Here is a 26,845-nt window from a genome sequence, read left to right on the forward strand (position 1 = left end):
TTATCAATTGCCATCGGTCGCACTGGTAATCAATACGTCCGATGACCCAGTCAATGACCGGAGCCAGGGTGGCATTTGTCAGTGATTCTTCTATCTTAGCGCATTTGAAGGTTTTTGCCGACTCAACGGCAATTTTTTAACTGTCCAGGATGATCGCATTTCTTAAAGGGCGCCTTGTTCACAAGGAGCCAACTCAAGTTATTATCGACGTTAACGGCGTGGGATACCAGGTCGCTATTTCTCTTTTTACCTACGGCGAAATCAAGGACCAGGAAAACATCCTTCTGTTCACTCACCTCGCTATCCGGGAGGACGCACATGTACTTTTTGGCTTCAGTGGCGAATTGGAAAAACGGCTCTTTCAGCAGCTAATCTCGGTGAATGGCGTTGGCCCGAGCACGGCTATAGTCATGTTATCTTACATGAGTAGCAATGAACTAAAGACGGCCATACTGAAAGAGGATGCCGCAGCGTTGCAATCGATCAAAGGTATCGGAGGCAAGACCGCACAGCGAGTGATCATAGATCTGAGAGATAAGCTCAAGAAGGAAAGTTGGGAAGAGTCGCAGCCAGCTATTTCGCTCGGTGGTCACAATACGATTCGAAAGGAGGCGTTATCTGCTTTGCTCACTTTAGGGCTGTCTAAACCGGTGGCCGAGAAAAGCGTCGATGCAGCCCTGAAAAAATCGGGAAACACGATGACTTTAGAAGAGTTAGTTAAACAGGCCTTAAAAAACGCATAGTACGTTTTGACTGTTTTTGTACAGCAGCACTCCTTAACGCTCGGCCGGCTATTCGTTTTTTGGTTGAGCATCCTACTCCTGCCTGACGAGGTATTTGGTCAGGAACAGGCGCGTCCGGCTGCGAGTGACACTACAGGAAACAATCAACCTTATCAGCCCAGCCGGAGACCCACTTACAGGGCCACCGACCGATACGGCGATCCTTTCTCGAATAAGCCTTCACAGTCACCCATGAATCTGAAGGACCCGAATTCGATGAAGATGGACGTCGAAATCGATACTTCGGGAAACTATACCATCCGCGAAAAGATGGGCGACCTCGACTATCGGGCGCCGTCGACCATGTCGTTCGAGGAATACAAACAATATCAGGACCGGGAGATCTTAAGAAACTACTGGAAGAACCGCTCCAAAGAGCTGGACGGAGAAAGTTCAGTAAGTGGCCGCAGCCTGATCCCCAAGATCTTCATCAGCCCTGTTCTCGATCGCATTTTCGGAGGCAGCTATGTTGAGCTGATTCCCCGCGGCTTCGTGACCCTCGACTTCGGTGGTGCCTGGCAGCGCATCAACAACCCGGCAATCCCCATTCGTCAGCAGAAGAACGGCGGCTTCGAATTCGATCAGCAGATCAACATGAGCGTGGTGGGAAAGATCGGCGAGAAACTTGCCGTCACCGCCAACTTCGACAACAACAATTCCTTCGACTTCCAGAACAACATGAAGGTCGAATACACCGGATTCAAGGAAGACATCCTTCAGAAACTTGAGATCGGTAACGTAAGTCTTCCGCTGAACAACACACTGATCCAGGGCGCTCAAAACCTTTTCGGTGTAAAGGCGAAGATGCAGTTCGGTAAACTCGATGTCACTACCATCGCCACTACACAGCGGGGCAAAACTCAATCGATCAACCTCGGCGGACAAAGCGGCGGACAGGGGCGACCATTCGAAATCATCGCCTCCAACTACGATGAGAACCGCCACTTCTTCCTGGGGCATTATTTCAGAGATAACTATCGTAACTGGCTGGCAAATCCTGCTCAGGTTAATTCAGGGGTGAACATCACACGCGTTGAAGTTTACATCCTCAACCGTAACAGTGAAACACAGACATTGAGAAACGTGGTAGGTCTCATGGATCTTGCCGAACCAACGCGCATATACAATACCGGCGCAGTGAAGGCAATTGATTCGAATTCACCCAATGCCAATGGAGCAAACAATTTGTTTAGCACGGTAAGCAGATTTAACCGGAACAACGATGCCATAGACACTGACCTTACAAATCAGGGACTCGTTGGCGGCGTCGACTACGAGAAGATCAACGGAGCGCGCAAACTTGCTCAGACTGAATTCACCTTCCATCCGCAGCTTGGTTATGTCACCCTCACCAGAAAATTACAGAACGACGAAGCACTTGCTGTTGCTTATGAATACACATACAATGGCCGTGCCTACCAGGTTGGTGAATTGTCGAATACCTACAGCAGCCTCAAGGATGATGAAGTGGTGTTCTTAAAACTTCTTCGTCCCCGGAAGGTGGCGATCCGCGATGTGAACCGGAGGATCATTCCTACCTGGGACCTGATGATGAAGAACATTTACAATCTGAATGTTAATCAGTTGTCACGAGACCAATTTCAGCTGCGCATCATCTACCGCGATGACCGCACCGGTATTGACAATCCACAATTACAGGAAGGAGCGACCGTTCGAACCCGCCAGCTCGTGGAGATCATGGGCCTTGACCGCCTGAACCCGGTGAACGATTTCCAGCGCGATGGTAACTTCGACTTCGTTGAAGGTGTGACGATCAATTCGACAACGGGTCTCATCATCTTCCCCTGGCTTCATCCGTTCAGCGAAGCCCTTCGGGACGCATTCAAGGGCGAGTCGAATGAAAGCTTCCTCATTCAGAAATACGCATATGACACGTTGTATCACACTACGAAAGCCGATGCGGAATTATTTGCAACCAAGAACAAGTTCTACATCAAGGGTCTTTATAATGCCGGGTCAGCAAAGGAAATTCTCATTCCCGGTTTCGGCGTATCGCAGGGATCCGTCAAAGTATATGCCGGTGGTATTCCTTTGAATGAAGGAACAGACTTCGTGGTGGATTATACTTTCAGCAAGGTAACGATCATGAACGATCAGATCCTTAGCTCGGGTAAGGACATACAGGTGCAGTACGAGACGTCGGATCCGTTTGCTTTTCAGACGCGAAGTCTTGTAGGGTCGCGATTTGATTATCACCTCAGCGAAGATGTAAACTTCGGTGGTACTGCGTTATACTATAACGAAAGGCCGCTGATCAGCCGTAACCAGATCGGAACGGAACCGGCGCGAAACTTCCAATACGGACTTGACGTCAACGTCAACAAGAAGAGCCGCCTGCTAACCAAAATTGTTGACGCGATACCATTAATTCAGACGAAAGAAATTTCATCGTTTAATTTCTCAGGTGAGTTTGCGCAGTTGCTTCCAGGTACGTCAAACAAAATCAACGGTGAGGGTACTGCATATATTGATGACTTTGAAAACACTGCCACGCCTTATTCGCTGATGAGTCCGTTCGGCTGGAAGCTCGGCTCCGTTCCGCGTTCTGACGACAACAGGTTCGATCCTAGTGCTGGCGCTCAGAATGATGTGCGCGCGGGATATAACCGTGCAAAGTTAGCGTGGTACATTGTCGATAATCAATTGTATCGCGATGTTGGCACGTTTAAGCCCGATAATATTACTGATGAAGATCTTAAGATGCACTACAGCCGTCCGGTGGATCCACAGGAGATCTTCCCGAAGCGTCAGCTGACGCAGGGGCAATACTACGAGCAGATCTTCGATGTTGCTTACTATCCCACTGAACGAGGCCCCAACAACTATAATCCAAGCCTCGACAATTCCGGATTTCTGAACAACCCAACAAATAACTGGGCGTCGATCACGAATGCAATTCGGACTGAGGTAGACTTCGACAAAGCAAATATTGAATATGTGGAGTTCTGGCTTCTCGACCCATTTATCAACACAAACTCAGGCTATGGCAAGATCGATGACGGTATTCATGCGCCAAAATCAAATACAACTGGCGGGCAACTCATCTTCCAGTTGGGAAGCATCTCTGAAGATGTGATGCGCGATGGAAAGCACGCTTTCGAAAACGGACTCCCTGCGGATGGCAATCTTCCTGTCGGTGCAACACAAAACAACTGGGGTTGGGTCACATCGCAGCAATACCTTACTCCGGCGTTCGAAAACTCGACAGCAGCGCGCCCTAACCAGGACGTAGGTTACGACGGTATGCCTACTGAAAAGGAAGTGCCTTTCTATGAGCCTACGTTTCTCAATCAACTTTCGGGGGATGCAAGGACACGGGCTCAGGCCGATCCTTCAGCCGACAACTTCCATTACTTCCTGGGAAGTGATCTCGATGCGAATGATGCGAAAATATTAGAGCGCTACAAAGACATCAACGGTCAGGATGGCAACTCCCCGATCGTGAGCGGCAATAGCGACATCTCTCCTTCAGGAAGTCAGAACCCTGACAACGAGGACCTGAACGCCGATAACACGCTTAGTGAAGAGGAAGCTTACTATCAATACAACGTCGACCTCAAGCCAGGCCAGCTCGATATAGGGAAGAAGTATATCGTTGACAAGATCACTAGAAAAGGCGATAAATCTCCCGAAGAAGTCACCTGGTATCTCTTCAGAATCCCTGTGAGGCAATTCGATTCACAGTTCGGAACGATCGACGGATTCAAATCGATCAAGTATGCCCGCATGGTGCTCACCGGATTTGCTGAGCCGGTGGTGTTGCGTTTTGCCAACTTCCGGATGGTGGGAAGCCGCTGGAGAAGATATACCGACAACCTTCGTGAAAGCGCGCTTATTCCCGATCCGGAACCAGGTGCCGATAACTTTACGGTGAACGTGGTGAACCTCGAAGAGAACGCCGCAGATGGTGGTAATAAGTCGCCTTACGTGATTCCTCCAGGCGTTGTACGCGATCGCGATAACACCTCTTCTGTCCCTCGTCAGCTTAATGAACAATCCGTACAGGTTTGTGTTGATGACCTTCAGGACGGAGATGCCCGCGCAATCTACAAGAACGCAGCAGCCGATCTTTTCAATTACGGCAGACTGAAAATGTACTATCACGCGAACAGTCTTGCCGCCGACAATGAACTTACTGCGTTCCTCAGGCTGGGTACCGACTTCGATCAGAACTTTTATGAAATTGAAATACCGTTGCAAATTTCTGAAGCCGGAAATTCTGATCCGTACGAAGTATGGCCCGAGCAGAATACCATCGACCTGGCATTGAATGAACTCTATGCTCTCAAAGCACAGCGCGATCGGGAGGGTTTTCCGCTAACGGAGTTGTATCCACGCGAGGGACCTAAACTCGTTGATGAAAGACACAGCATCCGGATCTTTGGTCGTCCGGACCTGAGCAGCGTACAGGTGATGATGATTGGGGTTCGCAATCCGAAGACGAGCGACAAACGTCCGATCTCTGTTTGTATGTGGGCAAACGAACTTCGCGTAACCGACTTCGACAGAACGGCCGGCTGGGCTGTCAACTCTACGCTCAGTGCAAAGCTCGCAGACTTCGCGCAGGTGAATGGCGCCATCAGACATACTACATTTGGTTTCGGTGGTGTAAGCTCAAAGATCTCGGAACGTACCCGCGACGAAACAACTGCCTACGACCTCTCGGCAAACGTAAATGTCGACAAGCTGATTCCTGGCAATACAGGTATCAAGATTCCTATGTTCCTCGGCTATCAGAATACGACGATCAATCCGAATTACGATCCGGCCAATCCCGACCTGCGGATTGATGCCGCACTTCGATCGTTTAACACGGATGAGGAGCGAAGTAATTACTTAAAGATTATACGCGACCAGGAGACGCGAAAGAGTATAAACTTTATAAACGTCAGGAAGATCAAGACCCGACCCGATGCCGTCAGTCATCTATGGGACATTGAAAACTTCTCAGTAAGCTATTCCTACAGTGAGTCGAGGCGCACCAACTTCACCATAGCGGAAGCGCTTACGAAACAATACCGCGGATCACTTGCATATACATTTACGCCGAAAGCCGTAGGGATTGAGCCGTTCAAAAACTCCACCGGTTTGAGTTCGCCTTGGCTGAGGGCCATCAAAGACTTCAACTTCAGTTTCCTGCCGAGTAGCCTTGGCGTTAGATTTGACCTCAATCGTTCCTTTGGTAAGAACGTCTATCGCAACGATGGCTTCGAGTCTGCGCCGAACTACCTGAAGTATTTCACCTTCGACAGGCAGTACAACATGCGTTGGAATCTGTCGAAGAGCCTGTCGTTTGAGTACAATGCGCTGGCGAACTCTATCATAGACGAGCCCGAAGGTGAAGGCGATACCGTTCGGACTACGATCATCAAGAACCTCAAGAGCTTTGGCCGCATGAAGAACTTCGATCAGCGGTTCACTGTGAACTATGCTATTCCGCTCGATAAGTTTCCTGTAACGGAGTGGCTGGGCGCTGACTACCGCTGGCAGGCATCTTACAACTGGCGTGCAGGACCGTTGAACAGCCCTGATGATGAGAACGTACCCGGAGATATCCCTGACTATCTCGATTTCAGAAACACCATCCAGAACGCGCGCGACCAGAATCTTTCCGGACGCGCCGACCTCGTGAAGCTTTACAACAAGGTAAAGTTCCTCAAAGAATTGAATACGCCCCCCAGGCAGGTTTCTACACGACCTGGGCAGAACCCAAAAGTTCCGGTGCGCCCCGATCCAAAAGCGGATACTGTTAAGAAAGCAGGAATACCTCCGCTTGTCAAAGGACTGCTGCGCATACTTATGTCAGTGCGTTCCGTCAATGGTACTTATTCATTAACCGAAGGCACAACCCTCCCCGGCTACGACAGGACTCCTAAGTTCCTGGGCATGGATGACGGATGGCATTCACCGGGATTTGGATTCATACTCGGTAGCCAGGATCCCAATATCCGGTATGACCTGGCCGACAGGAGTATGCTCACGTACAACACAACACTAACGAATCCGTTTACGCAACGGCGTGACCAGGCAATAAACCTCCGTGCCAACGTCGAACCGTCACCCGACTTCAAAATCCAGCTGGACATGAAGAAGGAGACAACCAACATCTACCAGGAAATTTTCCGCTATAATGATTCAGACACACTTCAGGGCTACGCGTCACTGAGTCCGAGTCGTGGAGGCGCGTATCGCATTTCGTTCATTGCTGTTAAGACAGTATTCGAAAAGTCTAATGACGAAGTGGACTCAAAGGTGTTTCACCAGTTTGAAGATAACCTGGATATCATTAAGGAACGCTTCCGTTTGATGCAGGACAACCCCAACGCAGAGTTTGATACAGCTGCCCAGGACGTTCTCATTCCGGCATTCATCGCCGCCTATTCCGGTAAAGATGCAAGAAGCATGAGCTTGTCTCCATTCCCGAAAACGCCGTTGCCCAACTGGCGAATTGATTATACCGGATTAAGCAAGATCCCCGCTATCAAAAACATATTCCAGTCCGTCACGTTGTCGCACGCATATCAGTCGACCTACAGTGTCTCGAATTATTCAAACGCTTTGGACTATAGTAGCAAGTACATGGACAATCTGCAAATCAACCGGCCCGTCGAAGACTATAACAATAAGTACTTTGCAACGGTGTCCGGCAATAAACTCATGCCGGTTTATGTAATCAGCCAGGTGCTGATATCGGAATCATTTGCCCCGCTCATTGGTATTAACGTTCGTACGAAGAGCCGCGTCACGGCAAACTTCCAGTACAAGACCAAGCGCGACCTTGCACTCAATATTTCAAATGCGCAGATCACGGAACTTAATACCAAGGATGTATCGCTCGAACTGGGTTTCACGAAAAACAATATGAAGCTTCCGTTCAAGTCGCAGGGTCGTCTGATCGTACTTAAGAATGATCTTACCTTCAGATTGAATGGCAGCATTGCCGATACAAAAACCATCCAGCGGAAGATCAACGAGCTAAACACCGTTACCAACGGAAGCATTAACTACCAGCTTCGTCCGAACATCAGCTATGTGGTGAATCAGAAGCTGAACGTGCAGTTGTACTACGAACGAACCATCAACGATCCGCTTGTGTCTAATTCGTATCGCCGTGCAACCACGCGCGTGGGTGCGCAGATCAGGTTTAGCCTTTCGCAGTAGGGATAGTCCTGAGTATTTAGTCCTTAGTCCTGAGTTTGGTTAGTAGTTGAAATAGTCTTGAGACGCTGCTAATAACTATAAGTACTCAAGACCCACTTATGGCTCAGGACTAAATACTCAAGACTAAATTCTCAGGACTAAGCCAACTACCAACCAAACTCAAGACTCAGGACTTAAGGACTCAGGACTTTTCACTATTTTGCGGGCCTAAAATTCCGCACTCCATGAATATTCCCGACTCACTTCAATACACAAAAGACCACGAATGGATCAAAATCGAGGGCACTACTGCAACCATCGGAATCACCGATTTTGCACAAGGCGAACTGGGCGATATCGTCTATGTTGATATCTCGTCAGTTGGAAAAGTGGTAAGCTCCGGAGATGTATTCGGAACGGTAGAGGCGGTGAAAACGGTATCTGATCTCTATATGCCAATCACCGGTAAGGTATTGGAAGTCAATTCATTGCTCGATGGAAGCCCGGAGAAAGTGAACGAAGATCCATACGGCGACGGATGGATGATCAAGGCGGAGCTTACAGGAACCCCTGAAGGCCTGCTTACAGCCGCTCAATACAAAGAACTAATTGGCAAGTAGGCCTTGTTATAGTATTCGCCGGCCGGGGTTCACCTGTTGTCATCTGCCGGTATTTAGAACTATAGCTGAACGGAAATGATTGAACTGCCTGTCATATCATCGGAAGAAAACCGCAAGCGCAAGCCGAACTGGCTGCGCGTAAAGCTGCCCGTCGGACCTGACTATGCGCGCGTGCGTCGCCTGGTGGACGACTATAAGCTTCACACTATATGCGAAAGTGGCAATTGCCCTAACATGGGCGAATGCTGGGGTGCCGGCACGGCTACTTTCATGATCCTTGGAAACGTATGTACCCGCAGCTGTACTTTCTGCGCGGTAGCAACGGGGCGCCCCACGGAATATGACGCAGAAGAACCAAAGCGTGTTGCCGAGGCCATCAAGCTGATGGGCGTTAAGCACGCCGTTATCACCTCAGTAAATCGCGACGAGCTGAAAGATCGCGGTGCCGAGATATGGTATCAGACCGTTGTGGAGACAAAGGCAGTCAGTCCTGAAACGACAATTGAAACACTCATCCCCGATACTAAAGGAAACTGGGATGCACTTTACAGAATGATTGAAGGCGGCCAGGAAGTGGTCTCTCACAATATGGAGACCGTTGAGCGCCTTTACAGGATGGTGCGTCCGCAGGCAAGATATAGCCGAAGCCTTGAGCAGATCAAAAGGATTCGCGAAGCAGGCATGCGCACCAAGTCGGGCATCATGCTTGGGGTCGGTGAAACAAAAGAAGAAGTCTTTAAGGCGATGGATGATCTGGCCGCACATGGCCTCATGATCCTTACGCTCGGTCAATACCTTCAGCCAACAAAACTTCACCTTGAAGTGGCAGAGTTCATTCATCCCGAAACATTCGAGATGTACAAGGAAGAAGGCTTGAAGCGAGGCCTCAAATACGTGGAGTCTGGCCCGCTGGTCAGGTCGTCCTATCACGCGGAACGACACGTGCACGTGCCGTTCAATTAAGAATTAAGAGTTAAGAATTAGCCGCCAGCCTGCGGCTGATTGCAGGGCACGACCAAAGGTCGTGGTTGTTAATTCTTAACTCTTAATTCTTAATTCTTAATTCATTCCCTATTTTTGCTCAAAATCGCCTTCGTGCATCGCAAGTTTTTTCCGCGCGACAAGAACTATATCCTTGAGCAAGCGCAGCTTTCCAACCGGGAGGCTATGCTTCAATACCTTGTCGACTTCGTGAGAGTAGAGTACCTGATGCGTTGTAACCCGCTGGGACTTGCCGACGATACATCTATGCGGATTCAGGCAACATCGGTCGACGACTTCACCAAGCTTTACGACTTCTATCTGACTTTGTCCGGGGTGTTCCGGTACAAATACTACGGCGACAATCAGCTGCAGTTCGGCTTCGACGGTCGCGATGACTTTGAGCGCTATCAGGAAGAATGGATCACCACATTCAAAAGCTGGACACGTACGTTCTGTCGTCACGAGAACTTCCTGAAGGCCATCCTTGAACTAACGGTGCTCTACCCCGACGACTATACGCCGCAGATGGCCGGCCTGCGTCTCAGCTATTTTATCACTAAGACCTTTGAAGTGAAAATCGACGGAGCCAAAGGCATCGTTGATGCAAAGGCTGCCGTCGCTAAATAATCACTTCTCTCCTATTCTTCCCGTCCCATCAGTTTCAACAGAGCGATTCTGGCAGAAAGGTAATCGTATACCGCTTCGAGGTAGTTAGTTTGCGCGTTTGCAAGGTCCAGTTCTGCGTCCGTGAGTTCAAGTCTTGACGACACGCCTTTCTTGTAACGATACTCTACAATGGAGTAACTCAGACGGGCTGTTTCGCTCACCGAAGCTGTCGTTTGAAGACGGTCTAACGACTCGCGGTTGTTGGCAACCAACTGATGTGCCGTTGCGCGAAGTTGTTCAAAGGCATTGGTGGAACGCAATTTCCATTGGCTCGTTTCGATGGCAGCGTCGCGCACCTTTGCCTGGTTGCTAAGTCCTGTGAACAACGGAACAGCTACCTGTAGTCCGATAAACGACGACGTTGGGAAGTATGCGTTGTTATAGTTAAAATCTCGCGTCTGGCTGTTCACCTGATAAGCGGCGATCGCCGATACTGTAGGCAATCTTCCGCCGGAGGCGATCTTCTCCTGGCGCTCAGAGATTTCCTGCTGGAGGGTAAGTACCTGATAAGTTGGATTGTTCGAGCGCGCTTCCGCATAAACTTCATTCTCTGATGGTATCACAGATGCCTCCCGAAGATAAAGTGAATCAGAAAGCTGAATATCAGTAAGCGAATCGATGCCCAGTAATGCCTTCAGCTGGAGTTCCGCAGTCTGCTCGGCAAACTGAAGTTTCAGAAGCAGCGGCTCCAGGTTCTTAACCGATGTGAAGGCACGCAATGTATCGACGCGTAAACCTTTACCCTGCGCAAACAACGACCGCGCATCCTGCAAGGCGAGCTTGTTCCTATCGATGCTCTCTTCCTGAACTTTAATTCGTTCATGGAGAACAAGTGCCTGCAGGTAAGTCTGCTTCACCAGTGCTACCGTTTCGAGTTGCTGAGCTTTGTACGTCAGACTGCTTTCGTGTTCCTTAAGCTTCGCCCTTTGAATCGCGGGATACGCCTGAAAGTTCAGTATCGGTTGCGTTGCAGCAATAACGGCGGCCAGCTGATCTTCACCGCCAAATCTGCCGTACGGTATTTTGTCTTCTGTCGTTGCTTCGCCAAACCCAAAGAACGGCGTTTGATTGAAATAATGGTTCACAACGCCTGAGGCAGTGACGTTGGGGAGTAAAAGGCTTTGAGCAATCTTCCGTTGTTGCTCAGAGCGGGAGATGTCCAATGCTGAGGCCTTCAGCATTGGGTTCTCTGATTTTGCAATGGTAACGGCATCATCGAGCGAAAGCTTCTGCTGTGCCGACGCAGCTATTGCTATGGTAGTGCTCAGCACCAAAGCGAAAGCACGTTTATAGATTTTGTTTTTCATTTCCTTGTAATGATTGGTTGTAACGTTTGACAACTTATGCCAGGGCAACTTTATCAGATTCGGGATGTGATGGCGATCCTGCTGGTGGTGTTGATTCAGCTTTTCGCACATGTGCACGTGAGAAATACGAATACACAGAAGGTATTACATACAGAGTAAGTATACCTGCAAAGATCAACCCGCCTACTACTGCGATACCCAGCGACGTCCTGCTACCCGATGCTGTTCCGAGTGACAATGCAATAGGCAGTGTTCCGAAGATCATGGCCAGCGTGGTCATCAGGATAGGACGGAAACGGGAGGCAGCAGCTGCCAGTACGGCGTCCTTAACGGAGAGCCCCTCCTCTTTTCTCTGGTTCGCGAATTCAACGATCAGGATACCGTTCTTGGTAATGAGACCGATGAGCATGATGATCCCGATTTCACTGAACACATTAATGGATTGTCCCGTGATCCAGAGACTCAGCAACGCGCCCGTCAACGCCATGGGTACTGTAAGCAGAATGATGAAAGGGTCAACGAGGCTTTCAAACTGCGCGGCAAGCACGAGATAGATCAGTACGATTGCAAAGATGAAGGCGAAGATGAGACTTGCACTGCTTTCAGCGTAGTCGCGGCTTTGTCCTGCCAGGGCGGTATTAAAGCCTGGAGGAAGTATCGGCTTGGCAATGTTATCCATCTCGGCAATCGCTTCTCCCAAACTGACGCCTGGGGCAGGCGTTGCAGAAATTGTAGCACTGTAAGACTGATTGTATCTGTAAATCGCCGGCGGACTTACGGTCTCATTAAGCGACACAAGATTGTCGAGTGAAACCATCTCACCGTTGGCACCCTTAACAAAGAGCGACCGAAGATCCTCCGGAGCAGAGCGTTCCTTCCTGTCGAGCTGCCCGATAACTTCATACTGACGATCATTATAAATGAAGTAGCCATAGCGACGTCCGCTCAACGCCAGCTGAAGAGTTCTTCCAATCTCCTGCGTTGATATTCCCGCCTGAGCAGCCTTCTGACGATCGATGGTAATACCAATTTCGGGGCGATTGATCTTGAAGTCAGGGTCCTGAAAGCTCAGCTTGCTGCTTTGATAAACACCACCCATAAGTTTTGGCATCAAATCAATTAGGCTCGGCAGGTCAGGCGCCTGAATAACATATTGCAGCGGTTGTGAACTTGAAAATCCACCGATAGTAGGAATCTGGATAGGGATAGTGATCACGTTGCGGAAGCGCCCTGAAGCAGCCACCAGCTTTTCATAAACCTGTTGTTGCGTCATTCCATGTTTACGATGTTGGGGGTCTTCGAGGAAGATCCATTGAAATCCACTATTCACGGGCTGCACAAGCGTTCCTGAAGAAGCGGCAACGGCAGCATAGGTGGTGTTCTTGTTGAGATCAGGAATGGAGTCCGAGACAAATTTGTTGATCTCCTTCATGGTTTCCTCCATGCTTTCGTACGACGTACCCTCCGGTGCCAATACCGCGAGCCCAATCATTGAGCGGTCTTCCAGCGGAGCGAGTTCTGAAGGCAACTTCGGAAGCAGGTACCAGGCAATGGCGAATGAAAAGACAAGCAGCACAAACCCCAGCCACCGATGTTTGAAGAAATGACCAAGTGAACGTTCATAGGCATGATTGAGTGCCTCGAACCAGGGTTCTGTCTTACGATATAACCATCCTTGTGATGCACCAGCTTTAAGAAGGTAAGCGCTCATCATAGGGGAAAGTGTAAGAGCAACGAAGGCTGATATCAACACTGATCCTGCAACCACGATGGCGAACTCTTTAAATAGTTGTCCGGTGATACCACCCAGAAACAGTATTGGAAGAAACACGGCAGCCAGTGTGATTGTCGTCGAGATTACCGCAAAGTATATCTCGTCAGCACCCTTACGTGCGGCCTCAAGAGGTGACATTCCCTTTTCAATCTTTCCGTAGATATTTTCCAGCACCACAATCGCATCATCAACAACCAGCCCGATGGCCAGTACCAGTCCAAGCAACGTCAATACGTTGATCGAGAAGTCGCCGAGGTACATGATGAAGAATGCTGAGATGATCGATACCGGAATGGCGATGAGGGGAATTACGGTACTGCGCCAGTCGCGGAGAAAGATAAAGATGATGATCGCCACAAGACCGAAAGCGAGTAAGAGAGTTTCCTCAACTTCCGAGAGCGAATTACGAACGGGGACGGTGAAGTCTTTTCCAAGCGAGATGATGTACTCTTTGGGTGCTGTCTGTACGATCTCATCAAAGCGCTTATTGAATTCGTCTACGATCGCCAGCGAGTTCGCACCACGCTGTGGCTGCACGCCGGTACCCACGCCATAACGAGCAGTGTTTCCTTCGCCCACGATCATCGCGGTACGCTCATTCTGCGACGACATGATCGCAGTTCCTATATCGCGGAAACGCACTATCGCACCCGCCTCCTCGCGGATGATCATGTTATTGAAATCGTCCTCTGATACCAAACGTCCCTGAGTCCGAAGCGTCACTTCAGTATTCTCTCCTTCGATGCGACCACTCGGAAGATCGACGTTCTCGCGCTGCAACGCGGACTGAACATCGGCCGGAGTTAAACCATAGGACGCCATCTTGATAGGATCCATGCGCAATCGCATGGCACGCTTGCGTCCGGCATATGAATCAACGAGACGCACACCGGGTATCGATTGAAGGCGCTCCTTAATATTGATATTGACGAAGTCAGTGATGTCTTCCAGGCTCCGCGTATCACTCTGAACGGTGAGGAACACGAGGAAATCGGGAGGGCCGAGTTTCTCTACGATCGTGGGCTCAATGTCCGCCGGCAATTGCTGACGTGACTTCGATACCTTATCGCGCACGTCGTTTGCCGCTGCTTCAAGGTCTGCATCGAGATTGAACTCCACGGTAATAATACTCACCTGTTCACGCGACACCGACGACAACGCCCGGATGCCGTTTGCTTCGGCGATTGCTTCTTCTAGAGGCTTGGTTACCTGCGAAGCAATAATGTCTGCACTGGCTCCGGGATATACTGTCGTTACTGCTACTATCGGCGAATCGGTTACGGGATACTCCCTTGTTCCAAGAAAAGTATAGCCAACAATGCCGAAGAGTACGAGCAACACAGACATCACACCTGCGAGTACAGGTCTTGATATACTAACTTGTGATATGGCACTCATGGGGAATTAAGAATTAAGAGTTAAGAATTAAAGAGTAGTCCTGAGTATTGAGTATTGAGTATTGAGAAATTTCGCAGCCGCGTGGTTTAAAGAGAGAAGTCTTTTTGATGCTTCGAAGCTGTTGCAACTACACACACTTACTACACGAAACTTTCAGGCAAATGCCTCCACTGCTGGAATCTCCTTCCAACTATTGACTACGATTACTAAGAACCAACTAAGGACTAAAGACTCAGGACTAAATACTATTGTATTGTCACAAACTGCACCGGTACACCTGGAACCAATCGGAGCAAATTGCTCGTGATCACAGTGTCACCTTTGCTAAGGCCGTTGGTGATCTCGACACTTCCGGTGCTGCGTTGGCCAATCTCAACAGCTCTGGCTTCGACCAGACCACCACGGGAAACGTACACATTGTAACCTTTCGATGTTGGCAGCAGGGCCTGAGACGCTACAGTTATTGCATCACCCGAAGAGCTCAACGCAAGACTGAGACGAGCACTTTGTCCTGGCAGCAAATGCCCTTCAGGATTCTTTGCAAGCGCATGCACCAGCAAAGTTCGTGTGTTCTCATTCAGGCTGGCAGCGCGCGCTGCAACGGTTGCGCTATACTGTCGTTTGTCAGAGGCAATTGTAAAGGTGTGCGTGCTTCCGGGTGCGATAACATTCGCATACTTCTCAGGCACTGAAAACTCTACTTTCACCACGCTGTTGTCTTCGATGTCCGTCAGCACATTGCTCACTGATACAACCGATCCGGGATAGACCTTGATGATACCTACCTGACCGTCGAACGGCGCAACGATGTGCGTCTTGCCAATTGTAACCTGGATCTCCTGGATCTGTGCTTCAAGAACTTTCAGATTGGTAATTGCCTCATCGTAATCCTGTTGGGCAATCGCTTCATGGGCCAAAAGATCTTTCAGACGTTGCTCATTAAGAATAGCGAGGTTCTCCTGCTGACGAAGACGTTGAAGCTGTGCCTGTAAGTCAGCGTCATCAAGCTGAAACAGTGGAGTGCCGGCACGAACTCTGCTCCCCTCCTTTACGTGAACCTTTACGATTCGTCGGGTAAGTTCGCTGACAATATCAACTTGTTGATTGGCTACAAGGGTAGCCGTGACTTCTAACTCCTCACGTACAGTTCCAGGCTTAACCACCACACCATCAACCGGAGTACCGGCAACAACAACAGCAGGCTTGGAATTGGAATCAGTGAGACTATCGGCCTTGGAGATGCAGGCCGCAACCAGCACGACAATAGAAAGAATGAATAAAAGGGGCTCGGCATATTTATGCCGAATGAAGCTGGATGGATGTTCCATATGTAACGAGGTTTTATTGATTTATCGAAATGTATCAATACATTTCTTATGTGAGTTACAACCAACGGGCCCCCATCCTTAGTTCCCGCATCTAAGATTTATTTAAATATTTCGATAAATCATGCAAAAAAGAAAGAGGGCCGGTAAGGCCCTCTCCCAAATTATCAATTATCAATTGTCAATTATCAATTATCCAGGAGGCTACCTCTTAAGCGTCTCCAGGAAAGCTATATACTCGTCAATCACCTTATTATTGAGACGGTACTTTACATTGCGGCCTTCTTTCTCAGACTGGATGATTTCAGTATCCACCAGCAGCTTAAGGTGGTGCGCTATTGAGGGTTGTGCGAGGTTCAGCGTGTCATTGATATCCACACAATAAAGACACTCCTGCTTTTGTCGCTTGATCTCCTTAAGGATCTGCAATCGATTGGGATCAGCCAAAGCCTTGGATATCTTCTCGGCCTTCTTCTGGTTCATTTGTGTCACTGTTTCCATAACAAATTAACCATTTATTAATCTAAATAATTCAATAATTGTTATCCGTTGGTCGGGAGCGGCTGTCCGGCGGTCGTAAACCACTAATTCCATTCCGGCATAACCTGAACCCCATCGCAGCATGATTCAAAATCCATTCCAAAATATCTGGTAGTACATTTCAAAAAGGTCAATCCCATTTCCACCCGAAAGTGGTTTGACAAACGTAGTCCGTATCGCTCGCACCTTCCACCGGGCGGTTATCATAGTTCACGGTCACGCCAATGCTCACGAAAAAGTCGAGTGGCAAATCGTATTTCGTGTCAAGGGAGAAGTCGGCCCGGAAACGCCCAGATTCTGTTAGACTGGGATATCCCACCACCCGCGTCATAAGACTAAGATCCCCGATGTCAAATAGATTAAGCTCCGTGCCCATAAAGCTTTCCCAACTTCGCCTGTGAGGAGTATCATCAAGGTAAGTTTCGGTATTGTAGTTGGCTCCCACAGACAAGCCCCAGTACAATTTATTGGTATGAAGAAAATACTTTCCGATGCCGCCCTTGCCCAACAACCTTAGCTTAAGTAATTGCTCAGTATTGGAAAGAAAGCTGATGGAGAGTGGCACGTACCAATCCTTCGGCAGAAAGTAATTATAGTTTATGCCGCCGTCTTTCCGGTCAATGTCGGGGATGTCATCCTGCTTCGAGAAAACAGAATTATAGGAAAGATCGGATGCCCATCTCCTGGCACTGTAGCTTACGGCGCTCCTGACCGAAAATTGTTGTGCGTTTTGAGCTTTGGTTATACTGTAGCCCAGCGAAATATTTGCCTTAATCCTGTCTTTAATTCCCTTGCTCACAGGCTTCATCGAAACAATATCACCAAGGAGATGCTGAGACCGGCCATCAATGGCGCCTATAAGAATAACATGAACCGAGTCAATGGATTTGATCACGCCACTGAATCGATCGCCGTTTTTGAGGGTCATAAGAAAAGTAGATGTCGTCCGTATCTCTTTTAGTTTATTCCATTCAATTGTAAAGTCGTTCTTACTGTATGGCGTTTCGATCGTGATCACTCCTTTCTGCATCGACTTGATTTCACCAAAGACACTATTGTTATTATAGAATGAAAGCGTATCCTGGCTAACTACTGAAAAGGGCAGTAATGCTATGAGCACAACGAAGAGAGGCACCGTCTTCATAGGCGTTGTTGTTTGAATGATTAAGCAAGATAGGTCGAACGGCGGTATATGAAGCCGTCGGGCCACCACACATCAGGTGCTGGCCAATATTAATGTAGAAAAAAAGTTGGTGCGGTAGTACGCTGGTCTCAGCGCTACTTCTTGCTGGCGTTGAAAAGCTTTTCCTTTTCCTCTTTGGTGAGGCTGTCATATCCGCCATCAGAGATCTTGTCGAGGATGGTGTCTATCTCATCCTGTGAGATAGAAGGCGTACGTGGGGCACCCGGGCGGGCCTCAGTTGCTTTCCGATAGGACACCTTCACATGGCGACGTGCTGAAAACAAACGACGGAACCAGTCAAGAGTGCGGGTGATCCAGGCCCCCCAGTTGTTACCTGCCTGCAATTGCTTGATGTATACGAATCCGATCAGGGCACCTCCAAGGTGAGCGATGTTTCCGCCCGCATTGGAACCCACTGAACCAAGAAGTGATATGAAGATGTAAACCGCGGCGATGTATTTGATACGAACCGGTCCGAGGAACAAAAGGAAGAATGTATAGTCGGGCAGCAGCGTGGCCGTTGCAACTGCCACTGCGTATACCGCGGCCGATGCACCGATCATTCCGCCACCGGGTACGCGTTCCTGATAGAATGGGATCAGGTTATAAACAGCGAGATAGGCAATCGCACCAGCGAAGGCTCCCAGAAAATAAACGGCAATAAGCTTGTCACTTCCCAGGTATTCGACGAACAATTTGCCGAACCAGTAGAAGAACAACATGTTAAAGAGGATGTGGATAATACCACTGAGATCATGCGAAAACGCATAGGTGATGATCGTCCAGGGCTTTTGTATGAAATCGCCGATCAATGCCGGGATGGCGATCTGCTGATGTATGAACGAAAATATCTGAGGCTGCTGTGCGATATCGAAAATGACCATCAGCAAGCCCATAACGACAAACGCGACCACATTGATGATAATCAACTGGACGTGGCCATTGTTATGGCGCTGAAATGCATGCTTAAACTCCTCTAACATACCCTAATTCCTCCCCTGACTTCGCCAAGCGGTAATAATAATGAATGCAAATATCACACCCCCCAAATGCGCAAAGTGCGCAACATTGCCACTCCGGTCCAGCAAGAAATTAAGGCCCCCGAGCACTAATACGAGATACTTCGCCTTGATAGGAATTGGAGGTATCAGCAATTGAATCTCCATGTTAGGAAAAATCATACCAAATCCCATTAATAATCCATAGATGGCGCCCGAAGCGCCCACCATCGTCCCAAATTCCCCCACTCCAAGAAAGGTGGCCATCAATATGTTAAAGATCCCCGCACCGATTCCTGTTACCAGGTAAAACATCGTAAATCGCCCCTGTCCCCAGTAGTTTTCGAGGATTGGACCCATGAACGCGAGCGTCAGCATATTAAAGAAAATGTGGCTGAAGCCCCCGTGCACGAACATATAAGTAAACAGCTGGTAGGGCTTAAAACATTCCGTCTTCGAATTATAAAGTGACAGAAACCCTGACACAACGTCCTTTTCCAGTCCGACACCGCCGAAGCAATAGCCGAAGTCGCCCTTCGGTCCGAGCATTTCGGCTATAAAAACGATTACGTTGATTATAATCAGGGTTCTGACGACCGGGGTGAGTCTTAGCATAAGTAATTGGTTCCGATGTTTGTTTCGCTTATAGCTTACCTAAAATAGCTTTCAATTTTATTCAATTCAAAAATAAAGAACGTGGGACGGCCGTCTGGCGCATAGTTTGGATTACGGCACACGAACAGATTATCCACGAGTGTTTTCATTTCCTCTCTTACTAACGGCTGGCCCGCCTTTAACGCCGCACGCCTCGCCAGCGACCTGACAAGATTTTCGCTTAAAGGCACTGACAATTGTGACTGGTTAACCTTAAACTGTTCGATGAGGCCTTCGAAAAGATCCTTCTCGCGGTTGGCAGGAATATTTGCCGGCACGCCTGTGACAAGAAACGTATTCTTTCCAAATACCTCGATGCGGAAACCAAGCGTTTCAATTTCCTTCTGCATCTCGAGGACTAAAGCAAAGTCGGCAGCGGAGAATGTTATCGTTTGAGGAAACAAACTCTGCTGACTCTGCGCGGTGCGATGTTTCACCTGGGCAAGAAACTTTTCAAACAGTATGCGTTCGTGTGCAGCCTGTTGGTCGACAAACATCATCCCTGAACGCACCTGTTTTACAACGTAACGGTTATGCAGTTGAAAACAAAAGTGTTCTTCGCTGGTTTCCTGGCTGTTCATCGAGCTCTCGAAACGCAGCGTCTGAGTTTCCGGAACGGGCTCCGGTTCGATGCGTGGCACTTCTGCCGGGCGATGAATAGGTTCGCCTTCAAAGATCTTTTGCCAGTGTTCAAGATTTGACCGGTTCAAACCTGAACTGAATCGCTCTTCGAAATATACTTCCTTAGACTGCGAGGAGGCGTTGCTCAGCTTGGCGATGATATTGACATCGCTGTTAAAATCAATCGCCGGTGTAAGATTGTGAGAGCCGATTGCCTGTCTGGCTGCAGAAAGAACAACAGCATAAATCGCGCGCTCATCATCAAACTTTATTTCCGTTTTGGTAGGATGAACGTTGACATCGATGTGCTTCGGATCAATGTCTATAAACAACACGTAAAATGGAAACGTATTCTCAGGCAACAGGCCTTCGAAGGCGCTCATGATAGCGTGATTGAGATAGTTGTTTCTTATAAATCGCTTGTTGACAAACAAAAATTGCTCTCCCCTCTTTTTGCGGGCGAAGTGAGGTTTGCCGATGTATCCTGAGATGCGCACCTGTGCTGTTTCCTCCTGACAGGGCGCAAGTTGTTCCTGATATTGTTTGCCAAAGATGCCGACGATGCGCTGACTTAATTTACCAGGTGCGAGGTCGTATTCGACGGCATCTGTTTCAACCAATTGAAATCCGATCTCGGGGTTCGCGAGGGCTATACGCTGAAACTCATCAACGATGTGCTGGTATTCACTCGCATTCGACTTCAGGAAATTTCTTCGTGCGGGAATATTGTAGAAGAGATTCTTTACGGCAATGCTCGTGCCCTTATCACTGGCTGCCGGCTCCTGTCGTTTTACTTCGGAACCCTCCACAACCAATAATGTCCCCAGCTCTTCCGATGCCATCCGCGTCTTCATTTCCATTTGAGAGACAGCGGAGATTGCAGCAAGCGCTTCGCCTCTGAATCCCATGGTGCGCAGCGTGAACAGGTCTTCTGCCTTGCGTATTTTGGATGTGGCGTGCCGCTCAAGACTCATCCGTGCATCCGTTTCCGACATACCCTTGCCGTTGTCGATTACCTGCAACAACGTTTTACCGGCATCTTTAACGATTAACCTGATGTTCGTGGCTCCCGCATCCAATGAATTTTCCATCAGTTCTTTAACCGCCGATGCAGGGCGTTGCACGACCTCACCTGCGGCGATCTGGTTAGCAATGGAGTCAGGAAGCAGCTGAATGATATCGGGCATGCGACTATAGACGTAAACTCAAAGGGCAAAGGTGCAGATTAGCCACCGAAGTGCAAGGAAATTTAGACAAAATGCTTCATCCTGCATCGCTCTCCCATCAGGGAACACAATGCACAGGAAACGTCCCGATCTGAACAATGTTTCCGCATTCTTGTCGTTGCGCTTAAAAATTTTCCACGGCATGTCGTATTCGTGGATTAACTCAACCGCCAATAGTATTTTAAACTCGCTACAAAGTCCTAACTTTGTAGATTCCGTTCCCAACGGCATTTTTTAATCATGCTAAGAGTATTTACTTTTTTTGCGTTCCTCGTGATCGCGCGCATTAGCGCCTTTGCACAAGTTGACAAGACCCATTGGGTCGACAGCGTCCTGAGCACATTGAGTGTTGATGAAAGAATAGGACAACTGTTCATGCGCGCGGTGCCGGCACACGCCACGGACGATCAGTTGACTGAGGTGCGGAATGACGTGAAAGGATTTGACTTAGGTGGCGTCGTCTTCCAACAGGAAAATCCGGCTCATCAGGTGCGGAACACTAATATCCTACAGAACACGGCCAGAATCCCCCTGCTGATCGGACAGGATGGTGAATGGGGCGTAAGCCAGTCGGTTGATAGCACAATTCATTTTCCACGTCCTTTAGTGCTTGGTGCCATCACCAACGATACGCTGGTGTATGAGATGGGTCGGGAAACGGCAAGGCATATGAAAATACTTGGTGTCAATCTCAATTTCGCTTCGCTTGCTGATGTAAACACCAATCCCAATGATCCGATCTTAAGTTATCGCTCCTTTGGAGCCAGTACGGCAAATGTGGCAAATAAGATAACGGCATTCGTTCGGGGCATGCAGGACAATGGAGTAATTGCCTGTGCCAAGCAGTACTCAGTTACCGGCGTTACCATAACGGATTTCAATAAAGAGGTGCCTAAGATACGGGTTACCATCGATTCACTTACATCGTACGCTTTCACCAAACTGTTTGAGAATAACGTACATGGTGTTATGCCGGCCCCTTCGCGGGTGCCTATCTTTTATGATAAAGTCAAGAAAAAGGAGGGATTCGATGCTGCTACAATGGCGCATCTGTTCACTGGCCAATGGTTGAAAACTCAGCGAAAGTTCAAAGGTCTTTCGTTTGTTGATCTGCAGTATGTGAAGGTCGTGGCGGACAAGAGCCGCGAGGGTGATGAAGCAGTGTTTGCATTTCAGGCGGGCAATGATGTAATGATCGGTGCGGAAGACATCGGCGCTGCGGTGAGAAAGATCAGGAGGTTAATTAAGTCGGACGAGAGTTACGAAGCGCAGCTTAATACTTCAGTTCGTAAAATCCTTGAAGCAAAATATGATGCGGGCCTTTCGGACAAACGATATGTCAACCCTGACAACCTGATCGCACGTCTGAATGCGCCATCGGGAAGTGTCATCACGGAACGGCTATATGAAAATGCGGTTACCGTTATCAAAAACAATCGCAAAATCCTACCCATCACACAACTGGACAACAAGCTCATCGCCTATGTTACCAGTGATGCAACGGCACCCAACAAACCTTTCTACGGGGACCTTTCAAAGTATGCTCACGCTTCCTATTTCACGCTGGACGAAAAGACGGACCTGATCAAGCTTGCCGATGCGCTTTCAGGTCACCAGGTAGTGATTATCGGCGTGTTCCCTCAAACGACAGCATCAGTGCTATCGCGAATGGAACGCATGGTTGCGCTCTTAAAACCGAACGTCGAGATTGTCTTCTGTGATTTCGGTAATGAAGCCTTCATCCAATCCATCGATAAGTATCAGACCTCACTTACTGCGTTCTGCAATGCTCCCGAGGCGATGGTTGCAGCTTCAGAAGTATTGTTCGGTGCCATCGGTGCAAAAGGAAGACTACCCTTTCCTGCCTCGCGCGAATTGGCTACAGGCGCGGGTGTGGATACCAAATCCGTACGACGGTTGCGCTATGCTACTCCTGAAAGTGCCCGGATGGACAGCCGCATGATGGCACGGATCGATTCGATTGCTAAGGAAGCCATAGCAACCGGGGCAACGCCTGGCATGCAGGTAATTGTCGCGCGTGGCGGTACCGTTGTCTATGAAAGGAATTTCGGTACGCTCAACTATAACAAGAGCAACCCCGTAACCTCTGAAACGATTTACGATCTCGCTTCGCTTACGAAAGTGTCTGCTACGCTGCAGGCAGTGATGTTCATGCAGGAACGTGGGCTCATCGACATCAACAAAAAGGTATCTTATTATTTGCCTGAGTTAAAGAAGTCGAACAAGAAGGATATCACCATCCTGGAAATGTTGACACACCAGGCAGGACTTGCTCCTTTTATTCCGATGTGGCCGGAGACCGTTAAAGACACGACTTTCCTCCCAACGTATTATAGCAGAACCCGAAACACAATTTATCCATTGCAGGTCGGACCGAATCTATATGGATCAATGGCCTTGCGCGATTCCGTTTGGTCGTGGATCGTTAAGTCCAAACTTATAGAAAAGGCGGTGCGAACTCCTTACGCATACCGTTACAGCGATCTCGGGTTCCTTATTCTTCAACGTCTGGCTGAAAAGTTGTTGAATCAGCCGATCAATGAATTTGTAGAGCAGAATTTTTACGAGCCTCTGGGCGCCTATACTGCTGGCTTCATGCCACTTGACAGATTTCCGAAACAACAGATAGCACCTACCGAGTACGATCGGATTTTCAGGCGGGCGCTTGTTAACGGAACCGTACACGACGAACGCGGGGCACTGATGGGTGGGGTCGCGGGACATGCCGGTCTCTTTGGTACCGCCACGGACCTCACCAAACTAGGACAAATGCTTTTGCAGGAAGGATATTATGGAGGCTACCGGTATTACAAGCCTGAAACGGTGCGCCTGTTCACCAACAAACAGTTTGATAAGAGCCGCCGCGGCCTTGGATGGGACAAGCCTGTGCAGAGCGATTGGAACAGCCCAACGTCCTTGAAGGTTTCGCCCCGTACGTTCGGCCATACCGGTTTTACGGGGACTTGTTTGTGGGTAGACCCCGAATTTGACCTTGTTTACGTGTTTTTGTCCAACCGTGTATATCCGGACCGAAGTGGCAAACTAATCAGCGCAAATATTCGTTCTCGCATACAAGACGTAATTTATGACGCAATCTTTACGTACTGTGATGATTTTCAACCTTCACCAGTGGCACTGCAGAACCCTGTGGTTAGCAGTCGCCGGTGACGACAATATTTCGCAGGCGGTTGCGTCCTATACAATAGTCGAGCATTAGACCACCATACCTGCTTATGAACATCGGAATCGTGTGCTACCCAACTTTTGGCGGTAGCGGCGTTGTGGCCACTGAACTGGGAAAAGCTTTAGCCCAGGAGGGCCACAAAGTTCATTTCATCACGTACTCGCAGCCTACCCGGCTCGATTTCCTGAATGAAAATCTCTTTTATCACGAAGTTGAATTCCATTCTTATCCACTGTTTGAATACCCTCCGTATGAACTGGCGTTGGCCAGCAAGATGGTGAGTGTGGTGAAGAATGAAAAGCTGGACCTGTTGCATGTGCACTATGCAATACCTCATGCTTCGGCTGCCTACATGGCCAAACAGATCCTGAAGACGCACGGGATCACCATACCAGTAGTCACGACGTTGCACGGCACCGACATCACGCTCGTCGGGAAGGATGCTTCGTACGAACCAGTGGTAACGTTCAGTATAAATGAGTCCGATGGCGTTACTGCGGTTTCTGAAGACCTGCGCCGTGAAACTTACCAGTCGTTTGCAATCACTAATAATATAGAAGTGATTCCTAACTTCATTGATCTCGAGAAGTTCAAGAAGCAAAAGAAGGATCACTTCAAAAAGGCGATCTGCCCCAATGGTGAATCACTCATCGTGCATACTTCAAACTTCCGCAAGGTGAAGCGCGTGAACGATGTCGTAAAAATATTTGCCAATATTCATCGTGAGATTCCGGCCAAGTTGTTAATGATTGGTGACGGCCCTGAACGGGCGAAGGCAGAGGCTATGTGCCGTGAGCTGGGTATCTTCAATGACGTGCGCTTCCTGGGCAAGCTTGAAGCGGTTGAAGAAGTTTTGTCGGTGGCGGACCTGTTCGTCATGCCGTCCGAAAAAGAAAGTTTTGGACTTGCTGCGCTGGAAGCAATGGCATGCGAGGTGCCTGTGATATCAAGTAACACGGGGGGACTACCTGAATTAAATATTCAAGGGGTTACCGGGTTCATGAGCCCTGTTGGAGATGTTGAGGACATGACGCAAAAGGCATTGTTTGTTCTTGATAAGAACAATCTTCCCACGTTCAAAGAGAATGCACTGAAGCGGGCGAAGGAATTTGACATCACTCAGATCTTGCCGCTTTATGAAAGATACTATCAGAGGGTAATAGAGAAGGCTGCTGTTAAAGTACACTGAAGAACAGAGTGAGGAACAGTGTGAGAGCGCTTCCTACTTCACTCTCACACTGTTCCTCGCTCTGCCTCGTTCCTCACTCTGCCTTTCACTCTCGCACTGTTCCTCACTCTACCTCCCTCTGCCTCACTGGCGGACGACTAGTCGCAAATATTGAAAAAGTCGCCTGAGCCTCTTAATTTCGCTCCATTAGCCAAGCCTCTCATGGTATAATATTTCGGGGGGGGTGCGGTGTATGAGGTTCATCAAAAGAGATGACTATGGAGACAACCGATGTACGACCGAAGAACACTGGAAGCAAGAAACTCTTTAAGAGTCCTGTGCTTGAAAAATTGTCGCGCACGCACATATCCGTTCCGTTAACAATCTTCATTACGTTCTCGGGTTCATTGCTGTACTGGAGCATCACTCATACGTCGTTAACCACGTGGCAAACTATTGGGATGTTCTCTTTGGGCGTGCTGACGTTTACCTGGTTTGAATACAACATGCACAGGTACGTCTTTCATATGTCCACTTACACTAAGGCACGTGCCAAGTTGCAGTATCTGATTCACGGCGTACATCATGAGTTTCCAAAAGACAAAGACCGGCTCGCGATGCCTCCTTTATTGAGTGTGACGATTGCAACGATACTTCTGCTGGTCTTTAAGTTAATCCTTGGTGACTTGGTGTTCTCGTTTCTTCCGGGATTCGTGGTAGGCTATGCATACTATTTGTCAGTGCACTACATGGTGCACGCGTTTCAGCCTCCGAAGAATTTCTTCAAGTGGCTGTGGATCAACCACGGCATACATCATTATAAGAATGGAGATGTGGTTTTTGGAGTGTCGTCGCCCCTGTGGGACTACATTTACGGGACGATGAAGAAGAAGAATTGACCCGAATGCTGGGGATCCTCAACAATTCTCAATTCTCAGCTTTCAATTTTAAATTCTTAGGGCAGGCATAACTAAGCAGCCCACCAGCTGGGTTCATTACCAACACCACAATGGAATTGCCCGAGGTGACTACGTTAACACGCGTCTGGCCGGAATTTCCATTTTTCGAACTAGAGTTTTTCATAAAAGGTTTTCTAAAAAAGTGCGGGTTTCCGCGGTCAAAAACACAATAAACAAAAATAGCCAAACACAATTGTGCAATCTTTAGGTTTTGGCGCTATATATTACATGTGCTCTTAATGTTTGATAAAATATTGTTCCGGGGCCAAACAGT

General features: G+C 48.7%; 16 protein-coding genes. 8 read left to right on the top strand and 8 right to left on the bottom strand.

Translation table 11 applies throughout. The annotated features are described in order from the left end of the window. Positions 1–149 precede the first annotated feature (149 nt). The 5 genes from ruvA (at position 150) to WBG78_RS12650 (ending at position 10,174) form a co-directional block, all read left to right on the top strand. Positions 150–743 (top strand): Holliday junction branch migration protein RuvA, encoded by a 594-nt coding sequence (ruvA, locus tag WBG78_RS12630; RefSeq protein WP_337326784.1) that lies wholly within the window; start codon positions 150–152, stop codon positions 741–743. A gap of 63 nt (positions 744–806) precedes the next feature. Continuing rightward, the gene (sov, locus tag WBG78_RS12635) at positions 807–7,964 is read left to right on the top strand and encodes a T9SS outer membrane translocon Sov/SprA (RefSeq protein WP_337326785.1); all 7,158 of its coding nucleotides are present in this window, start codon (positions 807–809) and stop codon (positions 7,962–7,964) included. A gap of 224 nt (positions 7,965–8,188) precedes the next feature. After that, positions 8,189–8,563, top strand: coding sequence for a glycine cleavage system protein GcvH (gene gcvH, locus WBG78_RS12640; protein WP_337326786.1), 375 nt, complete (start codon positions 8,189–8,191; stop codon positions 8,561–8,563). Positions 8,564–8,638: 75 nt separating this feature from the next. Continuing rightward, positions 8,639–9,526 carry a lipoyl synthase gene (lipA, locus tag WBG78_RS12645; protein WP_337326787.1) on the top strand — a complete coding sequence of 296 codons (888 nt, stop codon included), beginning with the start codon at positions 8,639–8,641 and terminating at the stop codon, positions 9,524–9,526. A gap of 132 nt (positions 9,527–9,658) precedes the next feature. After that, positions 9,659–10,174, top strand: a complete 516-nt coding sequence (locus WBG78_RS12650) for a hypothetical protein (protein ID WP_337326788.1) — start codon at positions 9,659–9,661, stop codon at positions 10,172–10,174. 11 nt (positions 10,175–10,185) lie between these two features. On the opposite strand, the gene WBG78_RS12655 is transcribed toward WBG78_RS12650, so the two are convergent. The 8 genes from WBG78_RS12655 to mutL form a co-directional block, all read right to left on the bottom strand. Further along, the gene (locus WBG78_RS12655; protein WP_337326789.1) at positions 10,186–11,520 is read right to left on the bottom strand and encodes a TolC family protein; all 1,335 of its coding nucleotides are present in this window, start codon (positions 11,518–11,520) and stop codon (positions 10,186–10,188) included. A gap of 34 nt (positions 11,521–11,554) precedes the next feature. Continuing rightward, entirely contained in the window at positions 11,555–14,692 is a 3,138-nt protein-coding gene (locus tag WBG78_RS12660) for an efflux RND transporter permease subunit (protein ID WP_337326790.1), read from the bottom strand. 245 nt (positions 14,693–14,937) lie between these two features. Further along, positions 14,938–16,020, bottom strand: a complete 1,083-nt coding sequence (locus tag WBG78_RS12665) for an efflux RND transporter periplasmic adaptor subunit (RefSeq protein ID WP_337326791.1) — start codon at positions 16,018–16,020, stop codon at positions 14,938–14,940. Between the two features lie 201 nt (positions 16,021–16,221). Beyond that, on the bottom strand, positions 16,222–16,500 hold the full coding sequence (locus WBG78_RS12670; protein WP_337326792.1) for an ArsR/SmtB family transcription factor: 279 nt from the start codon (positions 16,498–16,500) through the stop codon (positions 16,222–16,224). Positions 16,501–16,687: 187 nt separating this feature from the next. Beyond that, positions 16,688–17,701 carry a DUF481 domain-containing protein gene (locus tag WBG78_RS12675; protein ID WP_337326793.1) on the bottom strand — a complete coding sequence of 338 codons (1,014 nt, stop codon included), beginning with the start codon at positions 17,699–17,701 and terminating at the stop codon, positions 16,688–16,690. Positions 17,702–17,835: 134 nt separating this feature from the next. Continuing rightward, positions 17,836–18,723, bottom strand: a complete 888-nt coding sequence (locus WBG78_RS12680; protein ID WP_337326794.1) for a rhomboid family intramembrane serine protease — start codon at positions 18,721–18,723, stop codon at positions 17,836–17,838. Between the two features lie 3 nt (positions 18,724–18,726). Beyond that, positions 18,727–19,353 carry a rhomboid family intramembrane serine protease gene (locus tag WBG78_RS12685; RefSeq protein ID WP_337326795.1) on the bottom strand — a complete coding sequence of 209 codons (627 nt, stop codon included), beginning with the start codon at positions 19,351–19,353 and terminating at the stop codon, positions 18,727–18,729. Between the two features lie 35 nt (positions 19,354–19,388). Continuing rightward, positions 19,389–21,200 carry a DNA mismatch repair endonuclease MutL gene (gene mutL / locus WBG78_RS12690; protein WP_337326796.1) on the bottom strand — a complete coding sequence of 604 codons (1,812 nt, stop codon included), beginning with the start codon at positions 21,198–21,200 and terminating at the stop codon, positions 19,389–19,391. 279 nt (positions 21,201–21,479) lie between these two features. Here mutL and WBG78_RS12695 point away from each other — a divergent pair, with 279 nt between their 5' ends. The 3 genes from WBG78_RS12695 to WBG78_RS12705 all read left to right on the top strand — a co-directional run bounded on the left by WBG78_RS12695 (position 21,480) and on the right by WBG78_RS12705 (position 26,511). After that, the gene (locus tag WBG78_RS12695) at positions 21,480–24,428 is read left to right on the top strand and encodes a serine hydrolase (protein WP_337326797.1); all 2,949 of its coding nucleotides are present in this window, start codon (positions 21,480–21,482) and stop codon (positions 24,426–24,428) included. A 65-nt stretch (positions 24,429–24,493) separates the two neighbouring features. Continuing rightward, positions 24,494–25,633: an N-acetyl-alpha-D-glucosaminyl L-malate synthase BshA gene (gene bshA, locus WBG78_RS12700; protein WP_337326798.1), complete on the top strand. Its 1,140-nt coding sequence runs from the start codon at positions 24,494–24,496 to the stop codon at positions 25,631–25,633. A gap of 257 nt (positions 25,634–25,890) precedes the next feature. Further along, entirely contained in the window at positions 25,891–26,511 is a 621-nt protein-coding gene (locus WBG78_RS12705; RefSeq protein ID WP_337326799.1) for a sterol desaturase family protein, read from the top strand. Positions 26,512–26,845 lie beyond the last annotated feature (334 nt).

Source organism: Chryseolinea sp. T2, from assembly GCF_037203685.1.
Taxonomy (GTDB): domain Bacteria; phylum Bacteroidota; class Bacteroidia; order Cytophagales; family Cyclobacteriaceae; genus Chryseolinea.

Excerpts from the sequence above, each read along its gene's own strand:
- ruvA (WP_337326784.1), top strand. The coding sequence starts at position 150 with ATGATCGCATTTCTTAAAGGGCGCCTTGTTCACAAGGAGCCAACTCAA.
- gcvH (WP_337326786.1), top strand. The coding sequence starts at position 8,189 with ATGAATATTCCCGACTCACTTCAATACACAAAAGACCACGAATGGATC.
- lipA (WP_337326787.1), top strand. The coding sequence starts at position 8,639 with ATGATTGAACTGCCTGTCATATCATCGGAAGAAAACCGCAAGCGCAAG.
- WBG78_RS12655 (WP_337326789.1), bottom strand. The coding sequence starts at position 11,520 with ATGAAAAACAAAATCTATAAACGTGCTTTCGCTTTGGTGCTGAGCACT.
- WBG78_RS12660 (WP_337326790.1), bottom strand. The coding sequence starts at position 14,692 with ATGAGTGCCATATCACAAGTTAGTATATCAAGACCTGTACTCGCAGGT.
- WBG78_RS12665 (WP_337326791.1), bottom strand. The coding sequence starts at position 16,020 with ATGGAACATCCATCCAGCTTCATTCGGCATAAATATGCCGAGCCCCTT.
- WBG78_RS12670 (WP_337326792.1), bottom strand. The coding sequence starts at position 16,500 with ATGAACCAGAAGAAGGCCGAGAAGATATCCAAGGCTTTGGCTGATCCC.
- WBG78_RS12675 (WP_337326793.1), bottom strand. The coding sequence starts at position 17,701 with ATGAAGACGGTGCCTCTCTTCGTTGTGCTCATAGCATTACTGCCCTTT.
- WBG78_RS12680 (WP_337326794.1), bottom strand. The coding sequence starts at position 18,723 with ATGTTAGAGGAGTTTAAGCATGCATTTCAGCGCCATAACAATGGCCAC.
- WBG78_RS12685 (WP_337326795.1), bottom strand. The coding sequence starts at position 19,353 with ATGCTAAGACTCACCCCGGTCGTCAGAACCCTGATTATAATCAACGTA.
- mutL (WP_337326796.1), bottom strand. The coding sequence starts at position 21,200 with ATGCCCGATATCATTCAGCTGCTTCCTGACTCCATTGCTAACCAGATC.
- WBG78_RS12695 (WP_337326797.1), top strand. The coding sequence starts at position 21,480 with ATGCTAAGAGTATTTACTTTTTTTGCGTTCCTCGTGATCGCGCGCATT.
- bshA (WP_337326798.1), top strand. The coding sequence starts at position 24,494 with ATGAACATCGGAATCGTGTGCTACCCAACTTTTGGCGGTAGCGGCGTT.
- WBG78_RS12705 (WP_337326799.1), top strand. The coding sequence starts at position 25,891 with ATGGAGACAACCGATGTACGACCGAAGAACACTGGAAGCAAGAAACTC.